This is a genomic window from Agromyces intestinalis (assembly GCF_008365295.1).
Classification (GTDB): domain Bacteria; phylum Actinomycetota; class Actinomycetes; order Actinomycetales; family Microbacteriaceae; genus Agromyces; species Agromyces intestinalis.
The window spans coordinates 3,363,333-3,389,092 of the sequence record NZ_CP043505.1; the positions used below are offsets into that span (position 1 = coordinate 3,363,333).

General features: G+C 72.0%; 24 protein-coding genes, 1 tRNA gene and 1 other RNA gene. 11 read left to right on the forward strand and 15 right to left on the reverse strand.

The features are described 5' to 3' along the window. Window positions 1-15 precede the first annotated feature (15 nt). Both FLP10_RS15310 and FLP10_RS15315 read right to left on the reverse strand, forming a co-directional pair. Window positions 16-429, reverse strand: a complete 414-nt coding sequence (locus FLP10_RS15310) for a hypothetical protein (protein ID WP_149161654.1) — start codon at window positions 427-429, stop codon at window positions 16-18. Beyond that, window positions 426-878 (reverse strand): OsmC family protein, encoded by a 453-nt coding sequence (locus tag FLP10_RS15315; protein ID WP_149161655.1) that lies wholly within the window; start codon window positions 876-878, stop codon window positions 426-428. The genes FLP10_RS15310 and FLP10_RS15315 overlap by 4 nt, the downstream gene beginning before the upstream one ends. 64 nt (window positions 879-942) lie before the next feature. Between FLP10_RS15315 and FLP10_RS15320 the strand changes: the two genes are divergently transcribed. Together FLP10_RS15320 and FLP10_RS15325 are read left to right on the forward strand one after the other, a co-directional pair. After that, the gene (locus FLP10_RS15320; RefSeq protein ID WP_149161656.1) at window positions 943-1,659 is read left to right on the forward strand and encodes an ArsR/SmtB family transcription factor; all 717 of its coding nucleotides are present in this window, start codon (window positions 943-945) and stop codon (window positions 1,657-1,659) included. A 10-nt stretch (window positions 1,660-1,669) separates the two neighbouring features. Next, entirely contained in the window at window positions 1,670-2,404 is a 735-nt protein-coding gene (locus tag FLP10_RS15325) for a tyrosine-protein phosphatase (protein ID WP_149161657.1), read from the forward strand. Between the two features lie 25 nt (window positions 2,405-2,429). Here the strand turns inward: FLP10_RS15325 and FLP10_RS15330 are convergent, their stop codons facing one another. Then, window positions 2,430-3,089: an SIMPL domain-containing protein gene (locus tag FLP10_RS15330; RefSeq protein ID WP_149161658.1), complete on the reverse strand. Its 660-nt coding sequence runs from the start codon at window positions 3,087-3,089 to the stop codon at window positions 2,430-2,432. A gap of 143 nt (window positions 3,090-3,232) precedes the next feature. On the opposite strand from FLP10_RS15330, the gene ssrA reads away from it, so the two are divergent. Next, window positions 3,233-3,600: a transfer-messenger RNA gene (gene ssrA, locus FLP10_RS15335) on the forward strand. A 40-nt stretch (window positions 3,601-3,640) separates the two neighbouring features. Here ssrA and FLP10_RS15340 read toward each other — a convergent pair. Further along, on the reverse strand, window positions 3,641-4,552 hold the full coding sequence (locus FLP10_RS15340; RefSeq protein WP_149161659.1) for a LysR family transcriptional regulator: 912 nt from the start codon (window positions 4,550-4,552) through the stop codon (window positions 3,641-3,643). Between the two features lie 81 nt (window positions 4,553-4,633). Here FLP10_RS15340 and FLP10_RS15345 point away from each other — a divergent pair, with 81 nt between their 5' ends. The 3 genes from FLP10_RS15345 (at window position 4,634) to mgrA (ending at window position 7,555) form a co-directional block, all read left to right on the forward strand. Then, on the forward strand, window positions 4,634-5,599 hold the full coding sequence (locus FLP10_RS15345; RefSeq protein ID WP_149161660.1) for a DMT family transporter: 966 nt from the start codon (window positions 4,634-4,636) through the stop codon (window positions 5,597-5,599). A 152-nt stretch (window positions 5,600-5,751) separates the two neighbouring features. After that, window positions 5,752-6,210, forward strand: a complete 459-nt coding sequence (locus tag FLP10_RS15350) for a hypothetical protein (protein ID WP_149161661.1) — start codon at window positions 5,752-5,754, stop codon at window positions 6,208-6,210. Between the two features lie 292 nt (window positions 6,211-6,502). Next, entirely contained in the window at window positions 6,503-7,555 is a 1,053-nt protein-coding gene (gene mgrA / locus FLP10_RS15355; protein WP_149161662.1) for an L-glyceraldehyde 3-phosphate reductase, read from the forward strand. Window positions 7,556-7,587: 32 nt separating this feature from the next. Here the strand turns inward: mgrA and FLP10_RS15360 are convergent, their stop codons facing one another. Then, window positions 7,588-7,887 (reverse strand): Dabb family protein, encoded by a 300-nt coding sequence (locus FLP10_RS15360; protein ID WP_149161663.1) that lies wholly within the window; start codon window positions 7,885-7,887, stop codon window positions 7,588-7,590. Window positions 7,888-7,929: 42 nt separating this feature from the next. Next, the gene (locus FLP10_RS15365; RefSeq protein WP_149161664.1) at window positions 7,930-8,790 is read right to left on the reverse strand and encodes an inositol monophosphatase family protein; all 861 of its coding nucleotides are present in this window, start codon (window positions 8,788-8,790) and stop codon (window positions 7,930-7,932) included. Window positions 8,791-8,914: 124 nt separating this feature from the next. Between FLP10_RS15365 and FLP10_RS15370 the strand changes: the two genes are divergently transcribed. Further along, window positions 8,915-8,990 (forward strand) — tRNA-Lys (locus FLP10_RS15370). A 49-nt stretch (window positions 8,991-9,039) separates the two neighbouring features. Here the strand turns inward: FLP10_RS15370 and FLP10_RS15375 are convergent. Beyond that, window positions 9,040-12,057: a M14 family zinc carboxypeptidase gene (locus tag FLP10_RS15375; protein ID WP_210418421.1), complete on the reverse strand. Its 3,018-nt coding sequence runs from the start codon at window positions 12,055-12,057 to the stop codon at window positions 9,040-9,042. A 466-nt stretch (window positions 12,058-12,523) separates the two neighbouring features. Here FLP10_RS15375 and FLP10_RS15380 point away from each other — a divergent pair, with 466 nt between their 5' ends. Beyond that, window positions 12,524-13,927, forward strand: coding sequence for a glycoside hydrolase family 43 protein (locus tag FLP10_RS15380; RefSeq protein ID WP_149161665.1), 1,404 nt, complete (start codon window positions 12,524-12,526; stop codon window positions 13,925-13,927). 72 nt (window positions 13,928-13,999) lie between these two features. Here the strand turns inward: FLP10_RS15380 and FLP10_RS15385 are convergent, their stop codons facing one another. The 8 genes from FLP10_RS15385 to FLP10_RS15425 all read right to left on the reverse strand — a co-directional run bounded on the left by FLP10_RS15385 (window position 14,000) and on the right by FLP10_RS15425 (window position 20,182). Beyond that, a complete protein-coding gene (locus FLP10_RS15385; protein ID WP_149161666.1) occupies window positions 14,000-14,815 on the reverse strand; it encodes a metal-dependent hydrolase in 816 nt (271 codons plus the stop codon). A gap of 226 nt (window positions 14,816-15,041) precedes the next feature. After that, window positions 15,042-15,635: an energy-coupling factor transporter transmembrane component T family protein gene (locus tag FLP10_RS15395; protein ID WP_149161668.1), complete on the reverse strand. Its 594-nt coding sequence runs from the start codon at window positions 15,633-15,635 to the stop codon at window positions 15,042-15,044. Continuing rightward, on the reverse strand, window positions 15,632-16,312 hold the full coding sequence (locus FLP10_RS15400; RefSeq protein WP_149161669.1) for an energy-coupling factor ABC transporter ATP-binding protein: 681 nt from the start codon (window positions 16,310-16,312) through the stop codon (window positions 15,632-15,634). Before FLP10_RS15400 ends, FLP10_RS15395 begins: the two co-directional genes overlap by 4 nt. Further along, window positions 16,309-17,433 (reverse strand): thiolase family protein, encoded by a 1,125-nt coding sequence (locus tag FLP10_RS15405; protein ID WP_149161670.1) that lies wholly within the window; start codon window positions 17,431-17,433, stop codon window positions 16,309-16,311. Before FLP10_RS15405 ends, FLP10_RS15400 begins: the two co-directional genes overlap by 4 nt. Continuing rightward, a complete protein-coding gene (locus FLP10_RS15410; protein ID WP_168209213.1) occupies window positions 17,430-18,686 on the reverse strand; it encodes a class I adenylate-forming enzyme family protein in 1,257 nt (418 codons plus the stop codon). The genes FLP10_RS15405 and FLP10_RS15410 overlap by 4 nt, the downstream gene beginning before the upstream one ends. Then, on the reverse strand, window positions 18,683-19,303 hold the full coding sequence (locus FLP10_RS15415; RefSeq protein ID WP_149161672.1) for a biotin transporter BioY: 621 nt from the start codon (window positions 19,301-19,303) through the stop codon (window positions 18,683-18,685). Before FLP10_RS15415 ends, FLP10_RS15410 begins: the two co-directional genes overlap by 4 nt. Before the next feature lie 124 nt (window positions 19,304-19,427). After that, on the reverse strand, window positions 19,428-19,895 hold the full coding sequence (locus FLP10_RS15420) for a hypothetical protein (protein ID WP_149161673.1): 468 nt from the start codon (window positions 19,893-19,895) through the stop codon (window positions 19,428-19,430). A gap of 98 nt (window positions 19,896-19,993) precedes the next feature. Then, window positions 19,994-20,182 carry a hypothetical protein gene (locus tag FLP10_RS15425; RefSeq protein WP_149161674.1) on the reverse strand — a complete coding sequence of 63 codons (189 nt, stop codon included), beginning with the start codon at window positions 20,180-20,182 and terminating at the stop codon, window positions 19,994-19,996. Between the two features lie 97 nt (window positions 20,183-20,279). On the opposite strand from FLP10_RS15425, the gene FLP10_RS15430 reads away from it, so the two are divergent. From FLP10_RS15430 to FLP10_RS15440, 3 genes are read left to right on the forward strand one after another with little or no spacing between them, the layout of a single operon-like run. Beyond that, on the forward strand, window positions 20,280-20,876 hold the full coding sequence (locus FLP10_RS15430) for a TetR/AcrR family transcriptional regulator (RefSeq protein ID WP_149161675.1): 597 nt from the start codon (window positions 20,280-20,282) through the stop codon (window positions 20,874-20,876). An 18-nt stretch (window positions 20,877-20,894) separates the two neighbouring features. Beyond that, window positions 20,895-23,801 (forward strand): MMPL family transporter, encoded by a 2,907-nt coding sequence (locus FLP10_RS15435; RefSeq protein ID WP_149161676.1) that lies wholly within the window; start codon window positions 20,895-20,897, stop codon window positions 23,799-23,801. Beyond that, window positions 23,798-25,753: a YhgE/Pip family protein gene (locus FLP10_RS15440; RefSeq protein ID WP_149161677.1), complete on the forward strand. Its 1,956-nt coding sequence runs from the start codon at window positions 23,798-23,800 to the stop codon at window positions 25,751-25,753. Before FLP10_RS15435 ends, FLP10_RS15440 begins: the two co-directional genes overlap by 4 nt. Window positions 25,754-25,760 lie beyond the last annotated feature (7 nt).

Genomic DNA, 25,760 nt, shown 5'->3' on the forward strand with positions numbered 1-25,760 from the left:
CGGTTCGCGTCCGACCTACGCAGTGAGATCGAGCTGGCCGGATGTCGCGACGACGCGCCGCGCGGCCTCGCGATGCGGCTCGTCCACGACGAGGATGAGTCGGCCGTCGTGATCGCTGTACTGCGCGACGAGGTCGATGCCCGCGTCGCCGAGCCGACGCAGCAGCGCGGCCAACGTGCCCGGCCGGCCCTGGTCGAGGCGCGTCGCCACGACCTCGGTGACGACGGGGTCGTAGCCGGCCGTCCGCAGCGCCTCGGCCGCGCGTTCGCCGTCGTCGACGAGGAAGTGCGCCACGCCGCCCCAGGCGCCACCGCCCTCGAGGTTCACGTCGGCTGCCGCGATCACCGCGGCGAACTCGGCGAGTGCACCCGGTCGCTGTTCGAGTGCGATGGCGAGATCGCGCCCGGGCTCATGCTCGGGCCTGCTCATGCCGGCACTCCGGCCTCGATCACCGGCTCCAGCGACACCTCGCTCGTGAGCGAGTTCGCGATGAAGCAGTGCTCGTGCGCCTCGCGCAGCAGCGCCTCGACGCGCCCAGGCTCGGCGCCGACCACGCGGATGCGGGGCCGCAGCACGATCGTGGCGATGCGCCCGCCGCGCAGGTCGCCCTCGGCGCCGTCGGTGTAGCCGATCACGTCGATGCCGGCGCGGGCCGCCTCACCGAGGAACGACAGCAGCAGGCACGAGCTCGCCGCCGCGACGAGCAGCTGCTCGGGGTTGAGCAGGGCCGGGTCGCCCAGGAATGCGCGGTCGGCGCTGAGGTGCAGTGCTGCGGAGGCCGGCGGCGCGCTCACGACGTGGTCACGCGAGTAGGCGGCATAGCCCGCGGCGGTCGAACCGTGCCAGGCCAGTTCGGTGCGGTACTGGTGTGTGGTCATGGGGCAACCGTACGACCGGAACGTTTCGGTGCCCGCCGAATCGTGCAGCGCCTAGTCTGCCGGTATGGGAACCGACTTCTCGGTGCTGGGGCGGGCGCTCGCCGTGCCCGCGCGCAGCGAGATCGTGTCGCTGCTGATGGACGGCTCGCGCCGACCCGCGGGCGAGCTCGCGGCGGCCGCGGGCGTGTCGGCGTCGACCGCGAGCGAGCACCTCGCGGTGCTCGTCGACGCCGGGCTGCTGGTCGTCGAGTCGCGCGGACGACAGCGGTTCTTCCGCATCGCCCACACCGGGGTCGCCGCGGCACTCGAGCAGTTGGGCGCACTCGCGAGACCCACCCCGGTGCACGACTACCGCCGGCACCGCGAGGCCCGCGACCTCGCGTCGGGTCGCTACTGCTACGACCATCTCGCCGGAGCGGTCGGCGTCGCGATCGCGGATGCGTTCGTCGCGCAGGGCGTGCTCGACCGGTTCGACGACGAGTTCGCACTCGCCGCGGACGCGACCGACCGGCTCGACGATCTCGGCATCGACCTCGACGCCGTGCGTGCGCATCGTCGGGCGACCGTGCTCGCCTGCCTCGACTGGACCGAGCGACGGTTCCACCTCGCCGGTGCCCTGGGGCAAGCGGTCGCCGCGCGGGCGACCGAGCTCGGCTGGGTGCGCCGCCGCACCGGGTCGCGTCGCGGCGTCGAGGTCACCGAGGCCGGCCGGCGGGGACTCGCCGGCGAATGGGGTGTCGCGTTGACCGAAGCTGGATCCGGTGTCGGGCGCGAGGGTTAGGCTACGGCCCGTGCAGATCTCGACGAGGATCCCCGTTCCGGGCACCTACAACTTCCGCGACGTCGGTGGGCTTCCGGCCGCCGATGGCATCGTCCGATCCGGCGTGCTCTACCGCTCCGACGGCCTGTTCCGGCTCGGCGACGACGGGCGCGACCACCTGCGCGAACTCGGTCTGTCGCGTGTGATCGACCTTCGCGACGAGCGGGAGGCGCATGCGATGCCCGACGACCTCGACGGGCTCGACCTGCAAGTGCGGCGCCTGCCGGTCTTCGAGGGGTCGGGCGCCTCGCAGGGCGCCGGCGGTGTTTCGCTCGAGGTGCTGTACGAGCGCATCGTGACGCAGCACTCGCGCGTTGTCGTCGACGCCGTGCGCGACATCTCGACCGCCGACGGCGCCGTGCTCGTGCACTGCACCGCCGGCAAGGACCGCACCGGTGTCGTGGTCGCGATGACCCTGCTCGCGGTCGGGGTCGACCGCGATGCGGTCATCGCCGACTACGAGCGCACCGAGCAGAACCTCGCCGGCGAGTGGCTGGAGGGCATGATCGAGATGATCGGCCGGTACGGCGTGCCCGACAGCCCCGAGCTGCGCGTGCTCATGGGCGGCAGCCCGCCCGAGGCGATCGAGTCGGCCATCGAGCGCGTGGAACGCGAGCACGGGTCGGCGCGCGACTATCTGCTCGCGTCGGGGCTCGCGCTGAGCGAGCTGGCCGGCCTCGAAGCGCGGCTCCTCGAGCGGGGCTGAGCTGCCGAGCGGGGCTGAGCGGCGCTCAGGCGGGTTCGGCGCTGAAACGTGCGTCGACGGATGCCTCGATCACGAGATCGCCCGGTGCGAGCTCGGGGGCCGGCGAGCCGGCATCCATCGCGACCGCGCGGGCGAACAGCGGGGCGGGTCGCGGTACGTCGCGCGGGGCGAGCAGCCCCGAGTCGGCGAGTTCGACGGGCACCGGAGTGCCGAGCCCGAGCGACTCGGCGTAGACGCGCGCCTTCGCGACCGCGTCGGCCACGGCACGACGCTGCGCCTGTTCGCGCACGCGGCGGCCCGTGGCATCGGTCAACCGCCAGTCGATGCCCTCGATCCGAACGAGATCGTCGGCGCCGAGGCCGCCCGCCCATGCGGCGAGCACCGCCAGATCGCGGAACACGACCTCGACGCGCGTGCGCGCGTCGAACACGGGCGGCAGCTGCCGCCCGTCGGCGTTCCACGGCCGGTGCGACCAGGTCTGCACCTGCCCTGCCGACCAGCGTTCGAGCGAGCCCGCAGCCTCGAGTTCGCGGATGCCGCCGAGGAGCCGTGTGTGCGCGTCGGCGACGTCGCGCAGCGAACGCTCGGCATCGGGCCCCGATACGGCGACGGTGACCGCGACGGCCGCGAGCTCGGGGGCGACGCGCTCGTCGGCGCGGCCCGTGACGGCGATGATGGTGGTCATGCGGCCTCCTCAAGATCCGGGGCATCCGGAATGGTGCGCGAACCGGATCTGTTCTAGACTGTAGGGCCGCGCTCGCCCAGGTGAACCGCGGACTTGGCAATTCCACAGTGTGCGACGACGACCCGCCAGCAACTGGCGCGCATGGGGATGATCGGTTTCGACATCGCCTGTGTGCCCACGAGAAGCGGGCCGAGGATGCAGGGTTATCTCGTGAACGCTCCCTGCGAATCAATAACTGCCAATAACAAGCAGTCCGACTTCGCTCTCGCTGCGTAAGCAGAGCCGATAGTCCGTCAGTCCGGGTTCGTTCCCGCCCCGGTCACTGGCGTCATCTAGGGAACTTGCTGCGCACCGGCGCCTGAACGGTGTGCGGGACTCTTTCAGGCTGGGCCCGTCGACTCAGGTGCCTGTCACAAGAGTCGGGGCCGATGAGAACGCTCGACAGGATGCGCCCGGAGAATGCGTGGAATCTCAGCGATGGACGGGGGTTCGATTCCCCCCATCTCCACCCTTCGGTCGTCGTCGCACACTGCGGAACCGCTGTTCGTGCGTCACGCGAGTGCCGCAGCTCGCACGAGTTCGGCCATGCGCATCGCCGCAGGGTGGCTGCGCATCGCGCGCTTCACCCGCAGCATCACGCGCCGCCGCACGTCGGCGTCGGCGACGGGCACCGCGACGACGTCGCCCGGCAGGCGGAACGCCCCGAGCCTGGGCACGACCGTGATGCCGACGCCCTCGGCGACATAGTCGAACGCGCTCGCGTAGTCGGGGGCGGCGACCCGGAACCGCGGCACGAAGCCCCGCTCGGCGCATGCCGTGATCACGATCTCGCGGCATGGCCCGCGCGCGTGGTCGTTGTCGATCCACGCCTCCGCGGCGAGTTCGGCGAGCCCGACCGAGGCGCGCCCCGCGAGCGGGTGCGCGGCGGGAACGACCGCGAGGTAGCCCTCGGCGCGCAGCTCTTCGAGGTCGTACCCGTCGGCCTCGCCGTCGGCCACCGTCGGATCGCGGTCGCCGCGGACCGATTCGGCGATGTAGATCTCGAGGTCGGGATCGGCCGACCGCCGGCCCCGGAGCTCGAGCAGGTCGATCTCGACCACGAGCTCGGGGAATTCGTCGGCGAGCGTGCCGACGATCACCGGCATCCACGCGCGGTTCGCCGACATGAAGCATCCGACCCGCAGGGTGCCGCGACGGCCGGCCCGGAGGTCGTCGGCGAGGCTCTCGAACTCGGCGAGCTGGTCGAGCACGCGCGTCGCGCGTTCGGCGACGACGAGACCAGCCGCGGTGGGCCGGATGCCCCGCCCCACGCGTTCGACGAGCACCAGGCCGGTCTCGCGCTGCAGGGCGCTCACGTGCTGGCTGACGGCCGACGGCGTGTAGCCCAGGCGATCGGCGGCCCGGTTGATGGAGCCCGTGTGCACGACCGCTCGGAACACGCGAAGCCGGTGAGGATCGACCATGCCTGAACCGTACAGCATCACTGAATCGACCGAAAGTATCGTTCGCTTGTGCTGAATCGAGCCGCGGTCGAGCATGGGAGCATGCTCGAGATATCCCACCCCGCCGTCACGCGTGGAGCGACCACCGATCGTCGATCGATCGACTGGCGCGTGCCGGTCGCGACCGGCATCGTGCTCGTGCTGTGGGCCTCGGCGTTCATCGCGATCCGATGGATCGGCGACGCGTACTCGCCGGGCGCCCTCGCGCTCGGCCGGCAGGCGGTCGGCACGGTGGCGCTCGTCGCGGTCGCGATCTGGCGTCGCCCGCCTCTGCCGCGCGGTCGGGGGCTCGCCCTCGTGGCCGCATACGGCGTGCTGTGGTTCGCGGGGTACACGCTCGCGCTCAACGTCGCCGAGCGGCACCTCGACGCAGGCACGACCGCGATGCTCGTGAACATCGCGCCGCTGCTCGTCGCGGTCGTCGCCGGAGTCGCACTGCACGAGGGATTCCCGCGCACCCTCATGGTCGGCATCGGCGTCGCATTCGTCGGCGTCGTCGTGATCGCGGTCGGCGGATCGGGCGTGCACGGCGACGCGCTCGGCATCGTGCTCGGGCTCGTCGCGGCGGCGCTCTATGCGAGCGGGGTGCTGGTGCAGAAGGTCGCGCTGCGCACCGTCGACGCGCTGTCGGCGACCTGGGTCGGGTGTGCCGTCGGAGCCGCGGCGCTGCTCGCGTTCCTGCCGCAGCTCGCAGGCGAGGTCGTCGTCGCCCCGGTTCCCGCGACGCTCGGGGTCGTCTACCTGGGGGTGTTCCCGTCGGCGGTCGCGTTCCTGCTGTGGGCGTTCGTGCTGCAGCGCAGCACCGCCGGGGCGACCGCGTCGGCGACCCTCGCGGTGCCGGCGATCGTCGTGCTCATGTCGTGGCTGCTGCTCGGCGAGCTGCCGACGGTGTGGGGACTCGTCGGCGGTGCGCTCTGCCTCGCCGGCGTCGCATGGAGCCGGCGACCGTCGCGCGCGGGGCGCAGCCACGAGCCGTCGGGGTCTCGGGGCCCCGCTTCGGGGCGCTGACGGCCCGCACCCCCAATTCGGGGCCTTCGAAGCGCAGAGGGCGCCGCAGCGGCGATCGATGCGTGATGATGGGTTCGCGGCAGCCCGAGCCGCCATGTCCCCGAGTCCTCCGCGTCCGACGGAGGAGCCCCCCCCCGAGAGGATCCCATTCCGTGACTGCGCCTGTGCGTGCCCCCCGAGTCACCCTCACCGTCGCATTCGCGGCACTCGCGCTCTCCCTGACGGGATGCGCGTCGTTCGCCGCAGGCGGCCCGGCTTCCTCAGCCCCGGCGGTCGAGTCGGAGCCGGTCGCCGAGGTCGATTCGGCTCCCGCGGCTGAGCCGAGCGAGGCGGCAGAACCGGCCGGGGCGGCCGATACCGACGCCGCGGTGCGCGTCGTCGCCGACGCGTTCGTGAGCTGGGGATACCCGGTGAGCCCCGAGGTCGACTCGATGGCGCAAATGACCGTCTCGGCGCTGCAACCGGGCTGCCCGAGCCCCGCGGCGTTCCTCGACGGGTTCGTGCCGTCGTTCGTCAACTCGTTCAACGGATCGAACGGCGAGGCGCCCGACGTGAACGAGACGGACTTGCGCCCCGTGCTCGACCAGGCGATCGACCTGGCCTGCGCCTGACCCCAGTGGGCCGGGCCGGGGTCGGTCAGTCGGTGAACGCCGCCAGGCAGTAGTCGCACTCGGGCTCGTCGCAGAACCAGCCGTCGCTCTCGAACTCGTGCATCGGGGTCTCCTCAACTGCGTCCGAGCCAGCGTGCCCGCGAGGTGGGTGCTGCCATCAGTGCGATGATCGATAACAGGTCGCCCGATTCGATGTACGGTCGCCACAGTGGTCGAGGGGACGCGACGGATGCCTCGACTCCGCGTCCGCGGCGCACCTCGAGCGCGGCATGCGGCTCGATAGCATCGGCGAGTGGGTTACCTCGCTGCATCCGACCGCTACGACCGCATGACCTATCGCCGCTCGGGACGATCCGGGCTGAAACTGCCGTTGCTCTCGCTCGGCCTCTGGCAGAACTTCGGCGACGACCGCCCGCTCGACGCGCAGCGCGCCATCGTGCGCCGCGCATTCGACCGCGGCGTGACGCACTTCGACCTCGCGAACAACTACGGGCCTCCCTACGGGGCATCCGAATCGAACTTCGGCCGCATCCTCGCGACCGACCTCGCGCCGTACCGCGACGAGCTGATCGTCTCGACCAAGGCCGGCTGGGACATGTGGCCCGGCCCGTACGGCGTCGGCGGCAGCCGCAAGTACCTCGTGGCCTCGCTCGACGCGTCGCTCGCGCGACTCGGGCTCGAGTACGTCGACCTGTTCTACTCGCACCGGCCCGACCCCGAGACACCGCTGGAGGAGACCGCCGCCGCGCTCGACCACATCGTGCGCAGTGGCAAGGCGCTCTACGTCGGCATCTCGTCGTACGGCGCCGACGACGCCCGCGAGATCGCGCGCCTGCTCGGCGAGCTCGGCACCCCGCTCACCATCCACCAGCCGTCGTACTCGATGCTCAACCGTTGGATCGAGACCGAGGGGCTGCTCGACGCCGCCGGCGAGCTCGGCTTCGGCGTGATCGGCTTCACGGCGCTCGCGCAGGGCATGCTCACGAACAAGTACCTCGACGGCATCCCCGAGGGATCGCGAGCGGCGAGCGGCGGTTCGTTCGACACGGACCGGCTGACGGATGCCACGCGCGCGCACCTGCGCGCCCTCGATGCCGTGGCGCGCTCGCGCGGCCAGTCGCTCGCACAGCTCGCGCTCGCGTGGGCGCTGCGCGACGACCGCGTGACGAGCCTGGTCATCGGCGCGAGCCGGGTCGAACAGCTCGACGAGAACCTCGATGCACTCGACCGGCTCGAGTTCACGGCCGACGAGCTCGCCGAGATCGACCGGCACGCCGTCGACAGCGGCGTCGACCTCTGGGGCGACGCCCGACGCGGGGGAGCACTGCCCGAGCTGAAGCCCTGAGCCGGTAGCCCTGAGCCGCCGCCGGGCGACGCTCAGGCCGGGATCGCGACCAGGTCCAGCTCCTGGAACTCCGCCACCTCGGGCACCCAGCGATCGGCGACGAACGCGCCGTGCGCCGGGTGGGCGTCGTAGGCGCGATACGCCTCGGCGTCGGCGAACACCATCGAGAACTGGTGCGTGTGCGTGCTCTTCGGGCTGATCTGACGCGACACGGTGAACTCCTGCACGCCGGGGATCGCGCTCAGCGTCGCTCGGGCGGTGTCGAGGAAGTCGGCTTCTTCGGCGCTTCCGGGCGCGCTGACGAGGCGGAACGAGACCGTGTGCTGGATCATCCGCCCACCCTAGCGGGCGTGGCGGGCAGGGGCCCGGCGGCGTCACTCGGACTCGGCGAGTGCTTCGAGCACCGTGTCGTGCAGCGGGCCGTTCGTCGCGAGCGAGCTGCCGTGCCACGGGCCGGCTTCGCCGGTGATCGAGGTGAACCGGCCACCGGCCTCCTCGACGACCGGCACGAGCGCGGCGAGGTCGTAGACCTTCACGTCGAACTCGCCGACGATCTCGAGCAGACCCTCGGCGAGCAGCATGTACGACCACGCGTCGCCGTAGGCGCGGTCGCGCCAGACGCGCTGCGACAGGGCGAGCAGGCGATCCAGGTAGCCGGCATCGCGCCACTGCGCGATGCTCTGGAAGCTCAGGGATGCATCGGCGAGACTCGCCACGCCCGACACCGCGATGCGTCGCGGCTCGGGCCGCGAGGCATCCGCAGAACTCATCGACGGTGCCGTGGTGCCCGGGGCATCCACCGTCCACGCGCCGCCGCCCGCCGCAGCCCACCAGCGCCGCCCGAGCGCGGGCATCGCGACCACCCCGACGACCGGGCGCCCGTCGATGGCGAGCGCGATGAGCGTCGCCCAGACCGGCACACCCCGCAGGAAGTTCGCGGTGCCGTCGATGGGGTCGATGATCCACTGCCGGGCGGTCGAACCCTCGGTGCCGAACTCCTCGCCGAGCACGCCGTCGTCGGGGCGCACCTCGGCGAGCCGATCGCGGATCGCTCGCTCGACGGCCAGGTCGGCCTCGGTGACCGGCGTGCGGTCGGGCTTCGTGCGCACCTCGAGGTCGATCGCGCGGAACCGCGCGAGGGAGACCGAGTCGGCGAGGTCGGCGAGCTCGAGGGCGAGCCTGAGATCGTCGGCGTACGGGGAAGCGTCGGAGGGCAGGGCGGCTTCAGTGGTCACCCGCTCAGGCTAACGGGGGCGGATGTCCCGCACCCCGCGTTTCGCCCCTCGATTGGCGCCGACCCGCATCGACCTGCTAACGTAGTCGCTCGGCCCGGGTTCGAAGGAACGGGGCCGAAACCACGCACCTCTAGCTCAATCGGCAGAGCAACTGACTCTTAATCAGTGGGTTCAGGGTTCAAGTCCCTGGGGGTGCACCACCACGAAGCGGCCCGGTCTGAATCCCAGACCGGGCCGCTTCGCTTTCGGCTAGTTCAGCGTGAACGTCAGCGTCTTCGCGTTGCCGGCAACGTCGAACACGACGAGGGTGTTCTCACCCGCGACCGCGCCGAAGATGCCAGGGCGCACGAAGTTGAGATCGCTCCACGCGTTGTCGGTCAGGTCCTTCTCGACCCCGTTCAGCGTCAGCTTGTCGATCTTGCCCGCGTCCGAGAGCTTGAAGCTCACGAGCGAGTAGACGCCATCGCTGCCGACGGTCTCGTTCGGGCCGCCCTTCACCGTCACGGTCGGAACCGTGGCGTCGATGGTGAACGCGAAGGTGCTCGTCTGCGAGATGAGCCCCTTCAGGTCCTGGGCGTTGTACTTGACCGTGTAGTCGCCGTCGGGCAGCGTCACGGTCGCGGAGTGCGTTCCGCTCTTCGCGCCGCCCACGGCGGACTGGGTGCTCTTCACGAGCACGCCGTCCTGGTAGATGTTCGCCACGATCCGCTGCAGCCCGTGGTTGTCGGTCGCGTCGACCTGCACCTGGAGCTTCTGGAACGGCCCCGCCGTCGTCGGCGACACGAGCGTCACCTTCGGCTTGGTGAGGTCGGTGACGGTGAACGCGAACTGCTTGGTCTGCGACAGGTTGCCGGCCAGGTCGCGCGCGTTGTACCTCAGCGTGTAGTCGCCGAGCGGCAGCCCGCCCGATACCACGGTCGACAGGTCGATCGTGTGGGTGGCCTGCCCCGCGCCATCCGCCTTCAACTGCGTGCTCTTGTACAACGCGCCGTCCTTGTAGAGGTTGCCGACGACCACGTCGAGGCCGGTCTCGGCGTCGCGGGCCTCGAGCACCAGCGAGTGCTCGTTGCCGTCGAGCGTGGCCGACGGGTCGCCCGTGAGCTCGATCACGGGCTTCGCCGTGTCTTCGCCCTTGCTGCGGTCCAGCGCGATGCGCATCAGCTCGAGCATGCCGTTGGCGAACTCCTGCGACTCGGCGTGCGCCGAGGCGCCCGTCGGGTTCGACGACTCGAACGGCGGCTGGAACTGCGTGCCGACCTCGAAGTCCCAGGCGTAGATGCCGTACTTGTACCAGAGCATGTCGCCCGAGTTGCCGGCCGCCGAGTACAGCACGTCGGCCACGGGGCCGGTGCGCGCCGGGGTCACCGACATGCCGCGGAAGCGCTTGATCTCGGTGAGGATGCGCTCGGCGGCCTCCCAGAAGTACGCCTCGTCCTCGGCGCTCGGGCGAGGAGCGGTTTCACGACCGGGCACCTTGTACGCGCCGGGCGCCCACATGAAGTAGTTGCCCGAGCTGTGCAGGTTCATCGCGAACGTGATCTTGGGGTTGTTCGCGGCGATCCAGTCGATGTTGCGGCTCTCGGGCTCGCTCAGCTCCGACGGGCCGGCGTAAGTGTCGCCGGTGCACGAGGCGGATGCCCCGCTGTACCCGTCGAACAAGCTGTACTCGTCGTAGTTGCGGTTGACGTCGACGCCCCAGGTGTTGCGGGCGAGCGCGTCGGCGTTCCCGGTGATCGGGCAGTGGTTCGTCATGTTCCGTCGCTGCGAGGCGAAGTCGTAGAACGAGTAGTGCCCGCCATCCGGGTTCGTCGACGGGATGATCCAGATGTCGAGGTTGTTGACGATCTCGCGCACCTTCGCGTTCGTGGCGTAGTTGCGCAGCAGTCGCTCGGCGGTCTCGATCGTGACCAGTGGCGGCACCCACTCGCGCGCGTGCTCCTGCGCGTAGGCGAGCACGCCCGGCTTGGAGCCGTCGCGCACCGCGCCGATGCGGATCGCGTATACGGGGTGCGGGTCGCGCGAGACCGTGTCGGGCGCCAGCAGGCCGTCGGTCAGCGCGACCGAGCCCGGTGCCACCACGCCGGTTCCGGCGTTGCCGCGGTAGGTGTACGCGGTGACCAGCTCGGCCGCGGCGGGCGACGCGTTGAGCGCGGCGACGACCTGGGCGGCGGTCGACGTCACGGCCCCGCTCGCGTCGGTCGCGAGCGACACGGTCACCGTGGATCCCGCGACCGAGACCGACAGCGGCGCGTTCGCCGCGCCCGGGTCGACCGCGGTCACGACGAGGTCGTTGCCGCCCTCGTGGCCCCACGCCGTCGAGTCGAGGCCGACGCGGCTCGCGTTGGCGGTGCCGAGCAGGCCCTGGGCGAGCCGGCGGTAGCCGTTCGTCTTGTAGGGCAGCTCGACGATCTCGGAGATCTGCGGGAACTCGGCCTGCAGCGACTCGATGCGGTCGTAGAGCTCGGTCGGCGTGAGGTACGACGAGATGAAGTCGGTCTGGAATCCCGCGCCGAACACCGGGTCGCTCGAGATCGGCAGCCAGTCGCGCACGGTCGCGACGGCGACGTCGCCGGTGGGGCTGACGATGCGCACCTGGTCGGGACGCGTCTCGACCGCCGTGGCTCCGCGGTGCTTGATGTAGACGCTCGCGTCGACGAAACGGGTGATGTTCTGCGTGCCGCCGCTGCCGATCTCGGTGCCGGGCCCGTTGTCGCGCTCGACGACGAGCGGTGCCGTGTTGGCCTGGCCGTCGGCGTAGCGGGCCTCGACCGACAGGTAGCCGACCCCGAACGACGTGTAGTAGTCGGCGCGCAGGATCTCGACATCGGAGACGCCGTCGTCGGCGACCTCGGCCTGGAAGGTCTGCAGCTGCTCGATGGCTTCGCTGCGCACCGCCTCGCGCTCGGCGATCCGGGCCTCGGTGTCCTGTTCGGTGTAGAGCACGCCGCCGATGCTGAAGCCGCGAGCCTCGAGCGCCTCGACCTCGCTCGGGGTCACGATCGCGTCGACCGTGAAGGTGCCGTCCTCGTTGACGTCGACCCCGTGGTCGAGGTCGACGCCGGTCGCGACGAGGCGGTCGAGTTCGGTGCGGTCGGCGACCGTCACCTCCACGACGCTGACGTCCTCGTCGGCATTGCGCATGAGTTCGGGCAGCTCCTCCGAACCGGCCGCCGGGCCGATCGGAGAGAGTGTGGTGAGCAGCAGCCCGGCGACGGCGGCGCTGACCGCCGCCCCTCCGAGCACTCTGCGTCGTCTGAACGCTGACATCCGGATTCCTCTCCTGATCGCTCGCACGGGCGTGCGAGCGGACTCGGAGTGGTGCGGGGTGACTCCTCGTTGCATCACTCCGACGGTGACGACCCGGGCCCGGCGGTGCCGGACGGGTCGTCGCTTGTGGAATGTCTATAGGTGCGAGGCGAGGCGGGTCAATAGTTTTCTATGTTTTCGCTGAGAACCGGTGGGCGAAGTGCGAGGTGAGGATGCCTCGAATAGCGTCATTCTGCCCGCAACTCTCCGATCAGTGCGACATTCTGCTCGGTACTATGGCACTTCCCCGGTGAACTGATGCCAGATCGCGCGAGCGTGGACCTCTGACGGACTCCCTCCGTCGCATTCGCCATCGGGGTCGGGGAGGCGGCCTGGCGCGCGTGCCCGCGCCTTGACAATCCGTCGCGCAACCGGGCAATATCCAACTGAATTGTTACCGGTAACACTCTCAATGAGGAGAACTCGAATGCTGCACGCCGTATCCCGGTCCAGGAAGCTGCTCCTGGCGTTGCTCTCGCTGCTCACGGTCGGCCTGGTCATGCCGCTCATCGGCGCGGCGCCCGCCGTGGCAGCGCCGCCGTACTCGGGCTACGTCATGGGGTACTTCACCGAGTCGCCGAACCAGTCGGGCGACAGCTACGCGCTGCACCTCGCCGTCAGCCAGGACGGCCTGAACTGGACCCCGCTCAACCAGAACAACGCCGTCGTCACGCCCACCGCCGGCACCCAGGGCCTGCGCGACCCGTACATCCTGCGCAAGCAGGACGACCGGTTCGTGGTGCTCGCCACCGACCTCAAGGGGCGGGTGTTCACCGAGAACAATCAGTACATCCACGTCTGGGACTCCACCGACCTCACCGCGTTCAGCAACTACCGCCGTGTACGCCTGCACACGATGAACACCCACTCGTGGGCGCCGCAGGCGTTCTGGGTGCCCTCGCGCAACCAGTACGCGGTCATCTACTCGGCCAACAACGGCACGCGTGACGTCGTCATGGTCAACTACACGACCGACTTCGTGAACATGGGATCGGCACAGGTCTTCTTCGACCCCGGCTTCAACGTGCTCGACGCCGACGTGCTCGTCGACGGCGGCAACTTCTACCTCAGCTACAAGAACATGGACAACGGCAACCTCTACGTCGCACGCTCGACCACGGGGGCGCCGAACAGCTTCACGACCCTGACGTCGGGCCTCAAGCAGGGCGGCGCCATCGAGGCTCCGATCCTGGTGAAGTCGAACACCACCAACACGTTCTGGCTGTGGGGCGACTCGTTCGCACCGTCGAACCCCGTCTTCTACGCCTGGCAGACGACCAACCCGGGCGGCAACTCGTGGTCGACGCTCAACCAGCGCAGCTTCACGGCGCCCATCAACGCCAAGCACGCCACCATCTCGCCGATCACGTCGGCCGAGTACACGAGGCTGCTCGATCGGTGGGGGGCACCGCAGTGGAACCGGCTCAAGTCGTACAACTTCCCCGACCGCTACGTGCGGCACGCCAGCAACGTGGCGCGCATCGACCCGTTCCCGATGGACCCGACGGCCGACCAGCAGTGGCGCATCGTTCCGGGGCTGGCCGATTCGGCCGGGGTGTCGTTCGAATCGGTCAACTTCCCGGGCCGGTACCTGCGTCACTCCAACTACGAGCTGCGTCTCGCGCAGAACGACAACACCTCGACCTTCCGGGCCGACGCGACGTTCTACCGCACGGCCGGTCTCGCCGACAGCGCCTGGGCCTCATTCCGCTCGTACAACTTCCCCGACCGCTACATCCGGCACTCGGGGTACGTGCTGCGGATCGACGTGCTCTCGAGCAGCTCCGCGCAGACCGCACGCCAGGACGCGACCTTCCAGGTCACGCGCTGACATCGGCCCGACCCGGCCCACGGGCCGGGTCGGGTCGGGCCCGCGCGTCGGCCGACCGGGCGACGCGAGTGCTCACAGGGCGATGTCGACTCCGAACAGTCGCATCGTCTCATAGCCGAAGCCGGCGAAGCTGTAGAGCGCGAGCACCGCGCCCAGCCCGGCTTCGCGCATCGATCCAGTGCGACCGAGAAGGGGCAGCGCGACGTACCCGTTCGGCAGCCACAGTTGCCTCAGCACCGGCACGGGTCGGATGCTCCGGGGCGGCCGCGGCACCCACGGCCACAGCAGACCGGGAAGCCCGCCGACGGTGAGGAGGTCGCCGGCGAGGTGGACGGTGAAGCCGACCGTGACCGCGAGCGGGAACCACGCCGCCTGCTCGGGTGCGGCGATCGCGATGAACGCGCCGAGCGCAGCGCCCACGAACCACGCGAGCGGCCACGAGACGACGAACCGGCGTGCTCGAAGTCCGAACGCGGTGAGCGCGGCGGTGCCGATGCCGGCGCCCGCGGCGAGGGTGCCGGTGCCGACCGCCTCTGCCGAGACCGTGTGCGGTGCGAGTACGTCGGCCGGCAGCGTGACGAGCGAGAGGGCCCACGCGGCCGCGGCGACCACGGCCACCGCGAGAGCGGAGTGCGCGCCGTGGCGGTGCCCGCCGGTGAGCTCGCCGATGGCATCGGTCGCGAGCCGTCCGAGGATCGGCACCGCTCGGGCGATCGTGGCGCTGCGGTGATCGGCATCGGGCAGCAGAGCGGCACCGGCGCAGACCGCGGCGCCCGCCAGCACGCCGGTCGGGTCGAGCGGGTAGATGCCGAGCGTCGCGACCGGCATGGCGCTCGTGACGGCCACCCAGGCGGCGGCACCGCTCGTCGCGTGCGTGATGCCCATCATGTCGGGTGGTCTCCTGCCTGCCGAGTGCCGGGTGCCGGGTGCCGGGTGCCGGGTGCCGGGTGCCGGGTGCCGGGTGCCGGGCCGCCCGTGGTCGGGCCGCCGACCAGTCTGCCCGTGCCGACCGACATCGGGGCGCGGCCGTCCACATCCCGCGGTGGGTCGTCGGGCGCCGGACCGCAACGAGTGTCCGCCCGTCCGGGCGCGACGAGCACGCCGCCCGAGCGCTTCAGTCGTCGAAGCCGCGCGCGATGAGCGCGTCGCCGAGTTCGTCGGCGGACTGCAGCGCCCGCACGACGACGGGCACGGCGAGGGCGAGCGGCGAGCCTTCTGCGCCGCGTGCCCGGCGTGCCTCGATCACCGCACGCACGATCTCGGCGAGCAGGGGAAGGCAGCGGATGGCGAGTGCGAGTGCGAGTCCGACGCGGTCGGGGTCGATGAACCGCCGCAACGGACGGAGCATCCGCTGCATCGCATCGAGCGTGGCGGGCACCGGGGTTGTGAGCGTGTAGAGCGCGGCGAGCGCCACGGCCACCGTGAGCCGCGTGCTCATCGTCGCTGCGGCCTCCCAGCCGCCGAAGAAGAACTGCACCGGCACGGCGATCGCGAGGATCCAGGCGAGAGGCACCAGTTGCGCGAGTGCGACCCGCACGGGGATGCGAGCGAGCACGAAGCAGACGGCGGTGACGCCGAGCAGCAGGAGCTGCACCCAGAGTGCGCTGAAGGCGGCCGAGACGCCGACGATGAGCGCGAGCGCGCCGAGCTTCGCGAGCGCCGGCATTCGGTGCACGAGCGACCTGCCCGGATGGTAGAGCCCGATCATCCGATCGCCGCCCGGTACGCGTCGATCGCCGCCGCGGGCTCGCCGTCCGCGGCGATCCGGCCGTCGTCGATGACGATGACGCGGTCGTACCGCTCGAAGAGGTCGAGCTGGTGGCTCACGACGACGATCTGCTGGTCGAGCCGCTCGAGATGCTCCGAGACCAGGCGCGCGTTCCGCGCGTCGAGGAGCGTCGTCGGCTCGTCGGCGACGAGGATCGCAGGGCGTGCGACGAGCACCGCGGCGAGCGCGAGCAGCTGCTTCTGGCCGCCCGAGAGCCGGTGCGCGGGCCGGTCGGCGAGGTCGGTGAGACCGAACCGCTCGAGCGTCTCATCGACTCGGGCTGCGGCCTCGGCCGCGGGGAGCCGGTGCCGGCGAAGGGTGAAGGCGACGTCTTCGCGTACGGTCGGCATGACGATCTGGGTGTCGGGGTTCGTGAAGACGAACCCGACGAGCCTGCGAACCTCGCGGGCCTTGCGCGCGACGTCGATCCCGTCGACCGTGACGGTTCCGGTGGTCGGGGCGACGAGCCCGTTGATCATGCGCACGAGGGTCGACTTGCCCGAGCCGTTGGCGCCGATGATGCCGATCCGGCGTTCGGTGAGAGTGAGGGTGATGTCGCGCAGCACGGGGGTGCCGCCGATCTCGCAGCCGGCACGGTCGAACTCGATGATGCTCATGCGATCCGTTCCACGATCATCGCGATGCCCTGCCCGCCGCCGATGGAGCAGGCGGCGAGCCCCAGCCGTGCGTCGTCGGAGGCGGCGATGCGTGCGGCGAGTCGCACGAGCAGCACCGCGCCCGAGGCGCCCCAGGGGTGGCCGAGTGCGAGCGCGCCGCCGTCGGCGTTGACCATCCGCTCGTCGAGCTCGAGTGCGTCGGTCACGGCGAGCAGTTGCGCGGCGAACGCCTCGGTGATCTCGACGAATCCGAGGTCGGCCACGGAAGCGCCGGCGCGGGCGAGTGCGGAACGGATCGCCGGTGCCGCCCCCAAGCCGGGCAGGGCGGGATCGCCCGCCGCGACGGCGGCGGCGCGGACCCGCAGGGCGGGCACTCCGAGCGAGCGGGCCGCGGCCTCGTCGATCACCGCCATCGCGGCGGCGCCGTCGGCATTGCCGCACGAGTTTCCGGCCGTGACGGTTCCCTGCGCTTCGAAGGCCGCCGGGAACCGGGCGAGCGTCGCCCCATCGAGCCCTCGGCGGGGTCGCTCGTCTCGGTCCACACCCGCGACTTCGACGATCTCTCGGTCGAATCGGCCCGCGTCGCGAGCGGCGACGGCTCGAGCGTGCGAACTGGCGGCCCAGGCATCCTGCCGCTCTCGACGCACGCCGGCCGTACGCGCGACGGCCTCGGCGGCGGGCCCCATATCGGGGTCGGGGAAGCCGGCCGGAGCGAACGGCGCGCGTGTGTAGCGCTCACCCGAGTCGGGCCAGAACCGGTGCGGCGCGGTCGACGCCGACTCGGCTCCGCCGGCCAGGACGAGTCGCGCATCGCCCGCTCGCACCCTGGCCGAAGCCTGCAGTACTGCGTCGAGCCCGGATCCGCACTGGCGGTCGACGGTCACTCCCGGTACGTGAGCTCCGAGGCCCGCTCGGAGCGCGGCCACCCGGGCGAGGTCACCGCCCGGGCCGAGGCAGTTGCCGAGCACGACGTCCTCGACGGCGAGGCCCGCGGGTGCGACCGCGTCGGCGACGGCGGCGAGCACGGGTGCGGCGAGTGCGTCGACGGTGAGGTCGCGCAACGCGCGGCGCTCCTGGCCGATCGGCGTGCGACGGGCGGCGACGATCGCGGCCCCGGTCATCGCACTGCCCTCGATGTCGCCGCCGCAGGCGGCTCGGAGCGCGGCTCATCGGCCGATCCGAGCCGGGTGAACCCGTCTGCGGCGAGCAGGCGGTGCACCTCGCCGCGGGCGATCTTGCCGCCGTCGGTGCGGGGGAGCCGGTCGGCACGGTACCAGCGTCGTGGGTGCTCCTCGGGGGCGAGGCGTGCGCGAACGGCCTGCTCGAGCACGTCAGCGGCGACGGCGGTCGGGTCGCCGCGGTCGGCGAGCTCGACGACCGCGACGACGCGTTCGCCGAGCACCGCGTCGGGCACACCGACGACGACGGCCTCCAGCACGCCCGGAAGGTCGCGGACGACGGCTTCGATGGGCTCGGCGAGCACGGTCGCGCCGGCCGTCGTGATCGCCGCGTCGCCGCGCCCGACGACCCGGAACCGGCCCGGTGCGACCGGTTCGGCGAGGTCGCCGACGCTCGCGAAGCCACGATCGTCGCGCCGGAGCGCTCCGGGCGTTCCGAGGTAGCCGTCGGCGAGGTACGGCGACCGGGCCCACACGGTGCGACTGCGCCCGTCGCCGCGGAGTTCGACCTCGACGCCGGGGAACGGCGAGAGCGTGCCGTCGCCCGCACCGGCGGCGACGAACGAGAGCTCGGCAGCCCCGTAGTACTCGACCACCCGGATGCCTCGGGACGCGGCTCGCGACGCGGCGTGCTCGCCGAGCGGAGCGCCGGCGACCACGATCGTGTCCGGCACGTCGTGCTCGCCGAGCAGTCGTTGGAGCCTGGTGGGCGTCGCGTGCACGACGCTCGCGTCGGCGACATCGTCGGTCGCGCATGCGCCCGACCAGAGGGCGTGCAGGGTGGCGTAGAGGTGCATCGACACGTGCAGCGGCCCGGTCACGGCGACGCGATCGGCAGGGCCGGTGCCGGTGAGCTCGGCGAGGGGTGCGGCCGACGCGAGCCAGGAGGCGCTCGTGCGGGTGATCGTTCGTGCGGTCCCGGAGGAGCCCGAGGTGCGCACGAGGATGCCCGCCTGAGCGTCGCCGAGCGCGGCGACGTCAGCGCGGCCGCCACCGATGAGCACTGCGCGGCCCCGGTCGAGGGCGGCGAGCACGGTCACGGCGGTCTCGACGGGGTCGGCGCCGGCGGCGCATCCGATCGCACCGTCGGGGAGCCTGGCCTCGTCGACCGCGCGGCCGAGCTCGCGGTACGACACGGTGCGCCCGCCGAACCGGAGCGCGGGGCTCGCGCCGCGTCCGCCGAGCCAGTCGCTCACGCGGCAGTGGCGGTCGGTCGCCGCCACGGCCACGGCCGGGGCTCGATGAGACCGGGCCGGGCCCGGTGCACGCCCTTCGCGATCAGCACCGTCACGACCACCTTCAGGATGTCGCCGGGCAGGAACACGGCAGCCGAAACGAGCGCCGCGCCGAGCGGCAGGTCGAGGGCGACCGCCGTCCAGGGCACCCCGATGAGGTAGACCGCGACGATGCCGCCGAACGCGGTCGCGACGAGCGCGGTCCAGACCCGGTAGCGGGGGAGCAGGCGGGCGGTGAGCCATCCGATCACGAGCACGCCGAGCAGCCAGCCGAACAGGTAGCCGGCCGACGGGCCCGCGAACACGGCGATACCGCCGCGGCCGCCCGAGAGGAGCGGCAGGCCCGCGAGGACGAGCACCTCGAGCAGGAGCACCGAGAGGAACCCCTTGCGGGCGCCGAGCACGGCTCCGGCGAGCATGACGCCGAGGGTCTGGAACGTGATCGGCACGGCACCGCCCCCGAGGTAGAGCGCGCCGGGGACCCCGAGCGCGGCGATGAGCGCCGCGAACACGGCGATCTGCGCAAGGTCTCGTGCGGTGGAACGGGTTCTGGCCGGGGTGGCCGTGGCAGCGGTCATGGTCGGTTCCCTTGCGGTCGGCGGAGCGGGCGGGTGCCCTGCGATCACGCTAGGAAACACGAATGCCTCGGCGAGGCCGTGGCCGTACAAGAATCGGGGCCGGTTTTTGGAACCGGACGGTCGATCAGGCCGCGTGCGCCACGGCGGGCTCGGCGTCGGCCACGGAAGGCTCGGATGCGACGGGCTCGGCGTCGGCTGCCGGCTCGGCGTCGGCCGCCTCGACCGGCTGCGCCTGCCCGACCGGCTCGGCCCAGACCACGAGCGGCGTCGGCTCCCAGCCGAGCACCATGGACATCTCGTCGGAGTCGACCACGACCGCGACCTGCTCGCGCTCTTCCAGGATCGCGCGGGTGAGTTCGGCGGCGATCTGGTGCGTGAGCACTGCGTGGAAGATGCGATCGGTGTCGCCGTCGGCGCGGCGCACGACGGACCAGCCGCCGCCCGGCCCGAGGAATTCCCCGAGCTTGGCGTTCAGCAGTTCGAAGATGTGCTCGCCGCGAAGGTCGGCCGCGGTGGTAGGGCGTGCGGCTGCGGGGGCGACGTGGTGGGCGGCTTGCGCGGCCTGTCGCGCGCGGCGCCAGCGGCGGAACATCGTCGGTCCTCTCGTCGCGGATTTCGGGGTGCTGTCAGTCTGGCCCGTGCGCGCGGCCGTCCGCCAACTGACACGCCGTCAGCGTCGAGACGGCCCCGTCACTCCTCGAGTTCGCCGAGTTTCGCGTCTTCGGCGACGGTGCCGATCGCGATCGCGAGGCTCGCCGCCCACGAGATCCACATCAGCAGGAGCCGCCAGTCGCGCGGACCGGAGATGGTGGCGCGCACGACGCCGATTCCGCTGAAGATCGCCGCGAGTACGGCCCCGCTGAACAGGTACTTGCGCATGTGGACACGCTACCCGCGCGGCACGGCGTGCTGGGAGTCATCCGTGAATCTGCCCGATCGGTCAGGATCTGACCGATCGGTCAATTAGCGTCGAAGCATGCCGATCGACACCCAGGCGCACGCTCGCGTCCGTGCAAGCGACGAACTGCGCCAGGCCGCGCTCGAGCAGTTCGCCTCGGCGGGCTTCGCGGGCACCTCGCTGCAGCAGATCGCCGCGCACGCCGGCTACTCGAAGTCGAGCGTGCTCTACCACTACGCGTCGAAGGAGGCGCTGCTCGAAGCCGCGGTCGCCCCCGCCGTCGACGCGCTGGAGGAACTCGTCGCCGAGTTCGTGCGCGAAGGTCGCTCCGGTGCCGTGCGCGGCGAGTTCGTCGAACGCTTCGTCGACTTCCTGCTCGGCCACCGGCTCGCGGTCCACATCGTCGTGAACCAGGCGCAGTCGCTGCACGGACTGCCCGTGATCGACCGCGCGAACGCGGTCATCCGCACGCTCGCCGAAGCGATCTGCGCCGATGACGCGCCGCTCATCGAGCAGCTGCGCTTCGGCGTCGCGCTCGCCGGAGCCGTGTACACGCTCGTCGCCGGGGCGACCTTCCTCGACGACGACCCGAGCTTCGAACTCGACCCCGCCGAGATGCGGGAGGCGCTCGTGGCCGTCCTCTCCGAACTGCTGCTTCCGGCCGCCGGCCGCTGACCCGAAGGACCTCCTCCGATGGCACTGCTCCTCCACCGCATCGGGCGGTTCGCATTCCGCCGCGCCTGGCTCGTGATCGGCGCGTGGGCACTCGCGCTCGCCGCGTTCCTCGGCGCCGGCATCGGGCTCGGCGGCCAGCTCCAGGAATCGTTCGCGATCCCGGGCACCGAGTCGCAGGAGGCGATCGACCACCTCGCCGCGGTGTTCCCGCAGACCGCGGGCGCGCAGGCGAAGGCCGTCGTCGAGGCGCCCGACGGGGCATCCGTCGAGGAGGCTCCCTACCGCGACGCGATCACCGCGATGGAGACCGAGCTCGAGGCGGTCGACGGCGTCGCGAGCGTGCTCGGTCCGTTCGACGAGTACGCGGGCGACCAGGTCTCCGACGACGGTCGCACCGCCTACATCCAGGTCCAGTTCGACGGTTCGGTCGCCGAGGTGACGGATGCCTCGATCGAGGCGGTGACCGACACGGGCGCGATCGCCGACGACGCGGGTCTGGTGGTGGCGTTCGGCGGCGAGGTGTTCCAGGAGACCAGCTTCGGCCTCACGATCACGGAGGTCCTCGGCGTCGTGTTCGCGGGCGTCGTGCTCGTCATCACCTTCGGGTCGTTGCTGGCGGCGGGCATGCCCCTGCTCACGGCGATCGTCGGCGTCGGGCTCGCATTCGGCGGCATCTCGCTGGTCGCCGCGTTCGCCCCGGTGTCGAGCACCGCCCCGATGCTCGCCGTGATGATCGGGCTCGCGGTCGGGATCGACTACGCGCTGTTCATCCTGTCGAGGCATCGCACGCAGCTCGCTCGCGGACAGGACCCGGAGGACAGCGCCGCCGAGGCGGTCGCGACGGCGGGAGGCGCCGTCGTGTTCGCGGGCCTCACCGTCATCATCGCGCTGCTCGGCCTGCTCGTCGTCGGCATCCCCTTCCTGAGCGTCATGGGCATCGGTGCCGCGTTCGCGGTGCTGGTCGCCGTCGCCGCGGCGGTCACACTGCTGCCCGCCCTGCTCGGCATCGCCGGTCGACGTCTCGTGCCCAAGCCGGGCGGTCGTGCGCATCGGCGGGCGGTCGCGCACGACGAGGGCGGAACGCGCACCATGGGGCGGCGTTGGGTCGACCTGGTGCTGAAGGCGCCCGCGGTGTTCCTCGTGCTCGTCGTCGGCGTGCTCGGCACCGCGGCCATTCCTGCCGCGAGCCTCGACCTCAACCTGCCGAGCGACGCGACCGCAGAGCCGGGCAGCGCCCAGCGCGAGGCGTACGACCTGATCGCCGACGGCTTCGGTCCCGGCTCCAACGGGCCGCTCATCGTGACGGTCGACATCACCCAGACCACCGACATCTTCGGCGACCTCGACGCGATCGGCGACCGGATCGCCGCGCTCGACGGCGTCGCGTACGTGGGGCAGGGGCTGCCGAACGAGACCGTCGACACCGCGATCATCCAGGTCATCCCCGAGAGCGCGCCGAACGACCCCGAGACCAAGCGCGTCGTCGAGGAGATCCGCGAGCTCGAGCCGTCCATCCAGGCCGACCTCGGCACCCCGATCGCGGTCACCGGGTACACGGCGGTATCGATCGACATCTCGAACCGCCTGAACGACGCGCTCATCCCGTTCGCGCTCATCGTCGTGGGCCTGTCGATCGTGCTGCTGCTCATCGTGTTCCGCTCGGTGTTCGTGCCGCTGAAGGCCGCGCTCGGGTTCCTGCTCTCGGCATTCGGCGCGATCGGCGTCACGGTCGCGGTGTTCCAGTGGGGCTGGTTCGCCGACCTCCTGCACATCGAGGCCGGTCCGATCCTCAGCTTCCTGCCGATCCTGCTCATGGCGGTGCTGTTCGGCCTCGCGATGGACTACGAGGTGTTCCTCGTCTCGGGCATGCGCGAGGAGTACGTGAAGACGCGCGAGCCCCGCACCGCGATCGTGCACGGGTTCCAGCACGCCGCGCGCGTGGTCACGGCCGCGGCGCTCATCATGTTCTTCGTCTTCTTCGCGTTCGTGCCCGAGGGGTCGGGCGTCATCAAGGGCATCGCCTTCGCGCTCGCGATCGGCGTCGCGTTCGATGCGTTCCTCGTGCGGATGACGCTCGTGCCGGCCGCGATGGCGCTCGCCGGGCGCGGTGCGTGGTGGCTGCCGAGGTGGCTCGACCGCGCGCTCCCGTCGGTCGACATCGAGGGGGAGGGGCTGCGCGACCACCTCGCACAGGCCGAGTGGGCGGCCGGGTCCGCCGCCGCGATCCGCGCCGAGCGGGCGGTCTTCGGCCTGGCCGACCGCCCGGTCGGGCCGGTCGACGTCGAGGCGCCCGAGGGTGCGCTGCTGCTCGTCGAGGGCGAGCCGGTCGACCGTCGCATCGTCGCCGCGACGCTCGCGGGCCGGCTCGAGCCCGTGTCGGGCCGGGTCGCCGTGTTCGGCCGACCGCTGCCGTCGGACGCGGGGGCGGTCGCACGCCGGGTCGCCATCGCCGAGGTCGTGGCCGGAGATGCCAGTTCGCGCACGGTCGGCGAACAGGTCGGGGCGCGCCTCGATGCGACGCGGGCGTGGTACCGGCTCTGGCCGTCGCGCCGTGCCCGACGGGTGTGGGTCGAGCGCGCAGCGCAGGCGTCCGGTGCGGCCGCGGCGGGTACCTCACCCGACGCCGCTACGAGTTCGCCGCCGCCGTTCGCCGCGGACACCCCCGTGTCCGCGCTCGGCGCGGTCGACCGCACGCTCGTCGCGCTCGCCGCAGCGCTCGCCGAGAAACCGGCCGCCGTCGTGATCGACCTCGACGATGAGACCGGTGCCGACGACGCCCGACTGTGGGCGGCCGCCGCCCGGCTCGTGCCCCGTCAGGTCACCGTCATCGCCGGGGTCGCTCCCGGCCGCCCCGCTGCGGCGTTCGCGGCACGGGGCATCCGAACCGTCCGTCCCAGCCCCGCTGCCCAGGAGGCCACCCGATGAGCACCAGACTCCAGGCCCTGCTCGGTACCGGTGTGCGGCGGCGCCGCACCCGCGCCGCCGCCCTGCTCGCCACCGTGCTCGTCGTGCCGCTGGCCGTCGCCGGCATCATCGCCGGCGCGCTCGGCGGCGCCGACGACCGGCTCGACGCGATCCCGGCGATCGTCGTGAACGACGACGAGATGGTCAGCATGACGCTGCCCGACGGCACCGAGCAGCCCGTGCTCGCGGGCCGCCAACTCGTCACCGAGCTCACCGGGCCCGACTCCGCCGGCTTCACCTGGACGATCTCGAACGGCGACGAGGCCGCCGACCGGCTCGCCTCCGGCGAGGCGTACGCGGTGCTCACCATCCCGGCCGACTTCTCGGCCTCGGTCACCTCGCTCGGCGGCGCCGACCCCACCCAGGCGCAGCTGCAGATCCGCACCGACGACGCCCACGGGTACCTCGCGGGTTCGGTCGCGCAGTCGGTCGGCACCGCGATGACCGCCGCGTTCGGGCAGCAGCTCACCGCGCAGTACCTCGAGGGGTTCTACTCGCAACTGGCCGGGTTCGGCGGATCGCTCGGCGAGGCCGCCGACGGCGCCGGGCAGCTCGCGACCGGAGCGTCCGGCCTGGCCGAGGGCGTCGGGCAGCTGTCCGGCGGCGTCGCGCAGGCGGCTTCGGGGGCGACGGATGCCGCGGCGGGCGCCGCGGCATACGCCGACGGTGTGCGCCAGTACACCCAGGGCGTCGACGGCATCGCGTCGGGGCTCGGCGAACTGAGTGCGGGTGCGGCCGGGCTCGACGAGATCTCGAACCAGTGGGACGCGTACACGGGCGGCATCGCCCAGGGCGTCGACCAGGTCGAGCAGCAGGTCGGCCCCGTCGCCGACCGGTTCGCGGCGCTGCTCGCCGAGCACCCCGAGCTGCTCGAGCAGTACCCGCAGCTCGCCGAGGCGGCCGGCGCCATCGACGGGGTCCGCACCCAGCTCGGCCAACTCGCCACCGGCGGGCAGCAGCTCGCCGCAGCATCCCGGGGCGCGATCGACGGCGTGCAGGGCGGTATCGACGGACTCGCCGGCGGCGCCGCGCAGCTCGCGACCGGCTCGGCCGGCCTGCGCGACGGCGCGACCGGACTCGCGTCGGGCGTCGGTGAGCTCGCGAACGGCCTCGGGCAGCTCTCCACGGGTGGGCGCGAGGCGGCCGCGGGCGCAGGGCAGCTCGCCGACGGCACCCGCACCTTCGCGGACGGGCTCGCCTCGGGTGCCGAGCAGGCGAAGGCGCTCACCGACCTCGACGCCGAGCGCACCGCGAAGGTCGTCTCGGAGCCCGTCGTCGTCGACGCCGCGCGCGACCACGAGATCGACGGCACGGGTGGCATCATCGCCATGATGTTCGCGCCGATCGGGCTGTGGATCGGGGCGCTCGCGATGTTCCTCGTGTTCCGTCCGTTCGGGCGCGAGGCGTTGCGCAGCACCGCGTCGACCGGCGGCCTCGTGTGGCGCACGCTCGCGCGCGCCGGGCTGGTGGCGCTCGTGCAGGCGGCCGCCGTGGTGGCGCTCGTGCACACCACGCTCGGCGTGACGTGGAGCGTGCTGCCGCAGACGCTCGCCTTCTCGGCGCTGCTCGCGCTCGCGTTCACCGCGATCCACGCGTTCCTCACGGTCGCGCTCGGCCGGGGCGGGGCGATCGTCTCGCTCGTGCTGCTCGCACTGCAGCTCGCCGCGACCGGGGGACTGCTGCCGGTGGAGGTGCTGAGCGGGCCGTTCCAGGCGATCAGCCCGCTGCTGCCGCTGACCTGGGCGGTCGACGGCATGCAGGGGATCGTCGCCGGTGCGGGCGGGGCCGGCGTGGCCGGCGCGGCGGGGGTGCTCGCTGCGATGGCGGCCGTCGCGATCGCCGGCACCGCGCTCGTGGTCGGCAGGAGGCGAGGCATCCGATCGATCGGGTTCGCGGCGACCGCGCTCGGCTGAGCGCGTT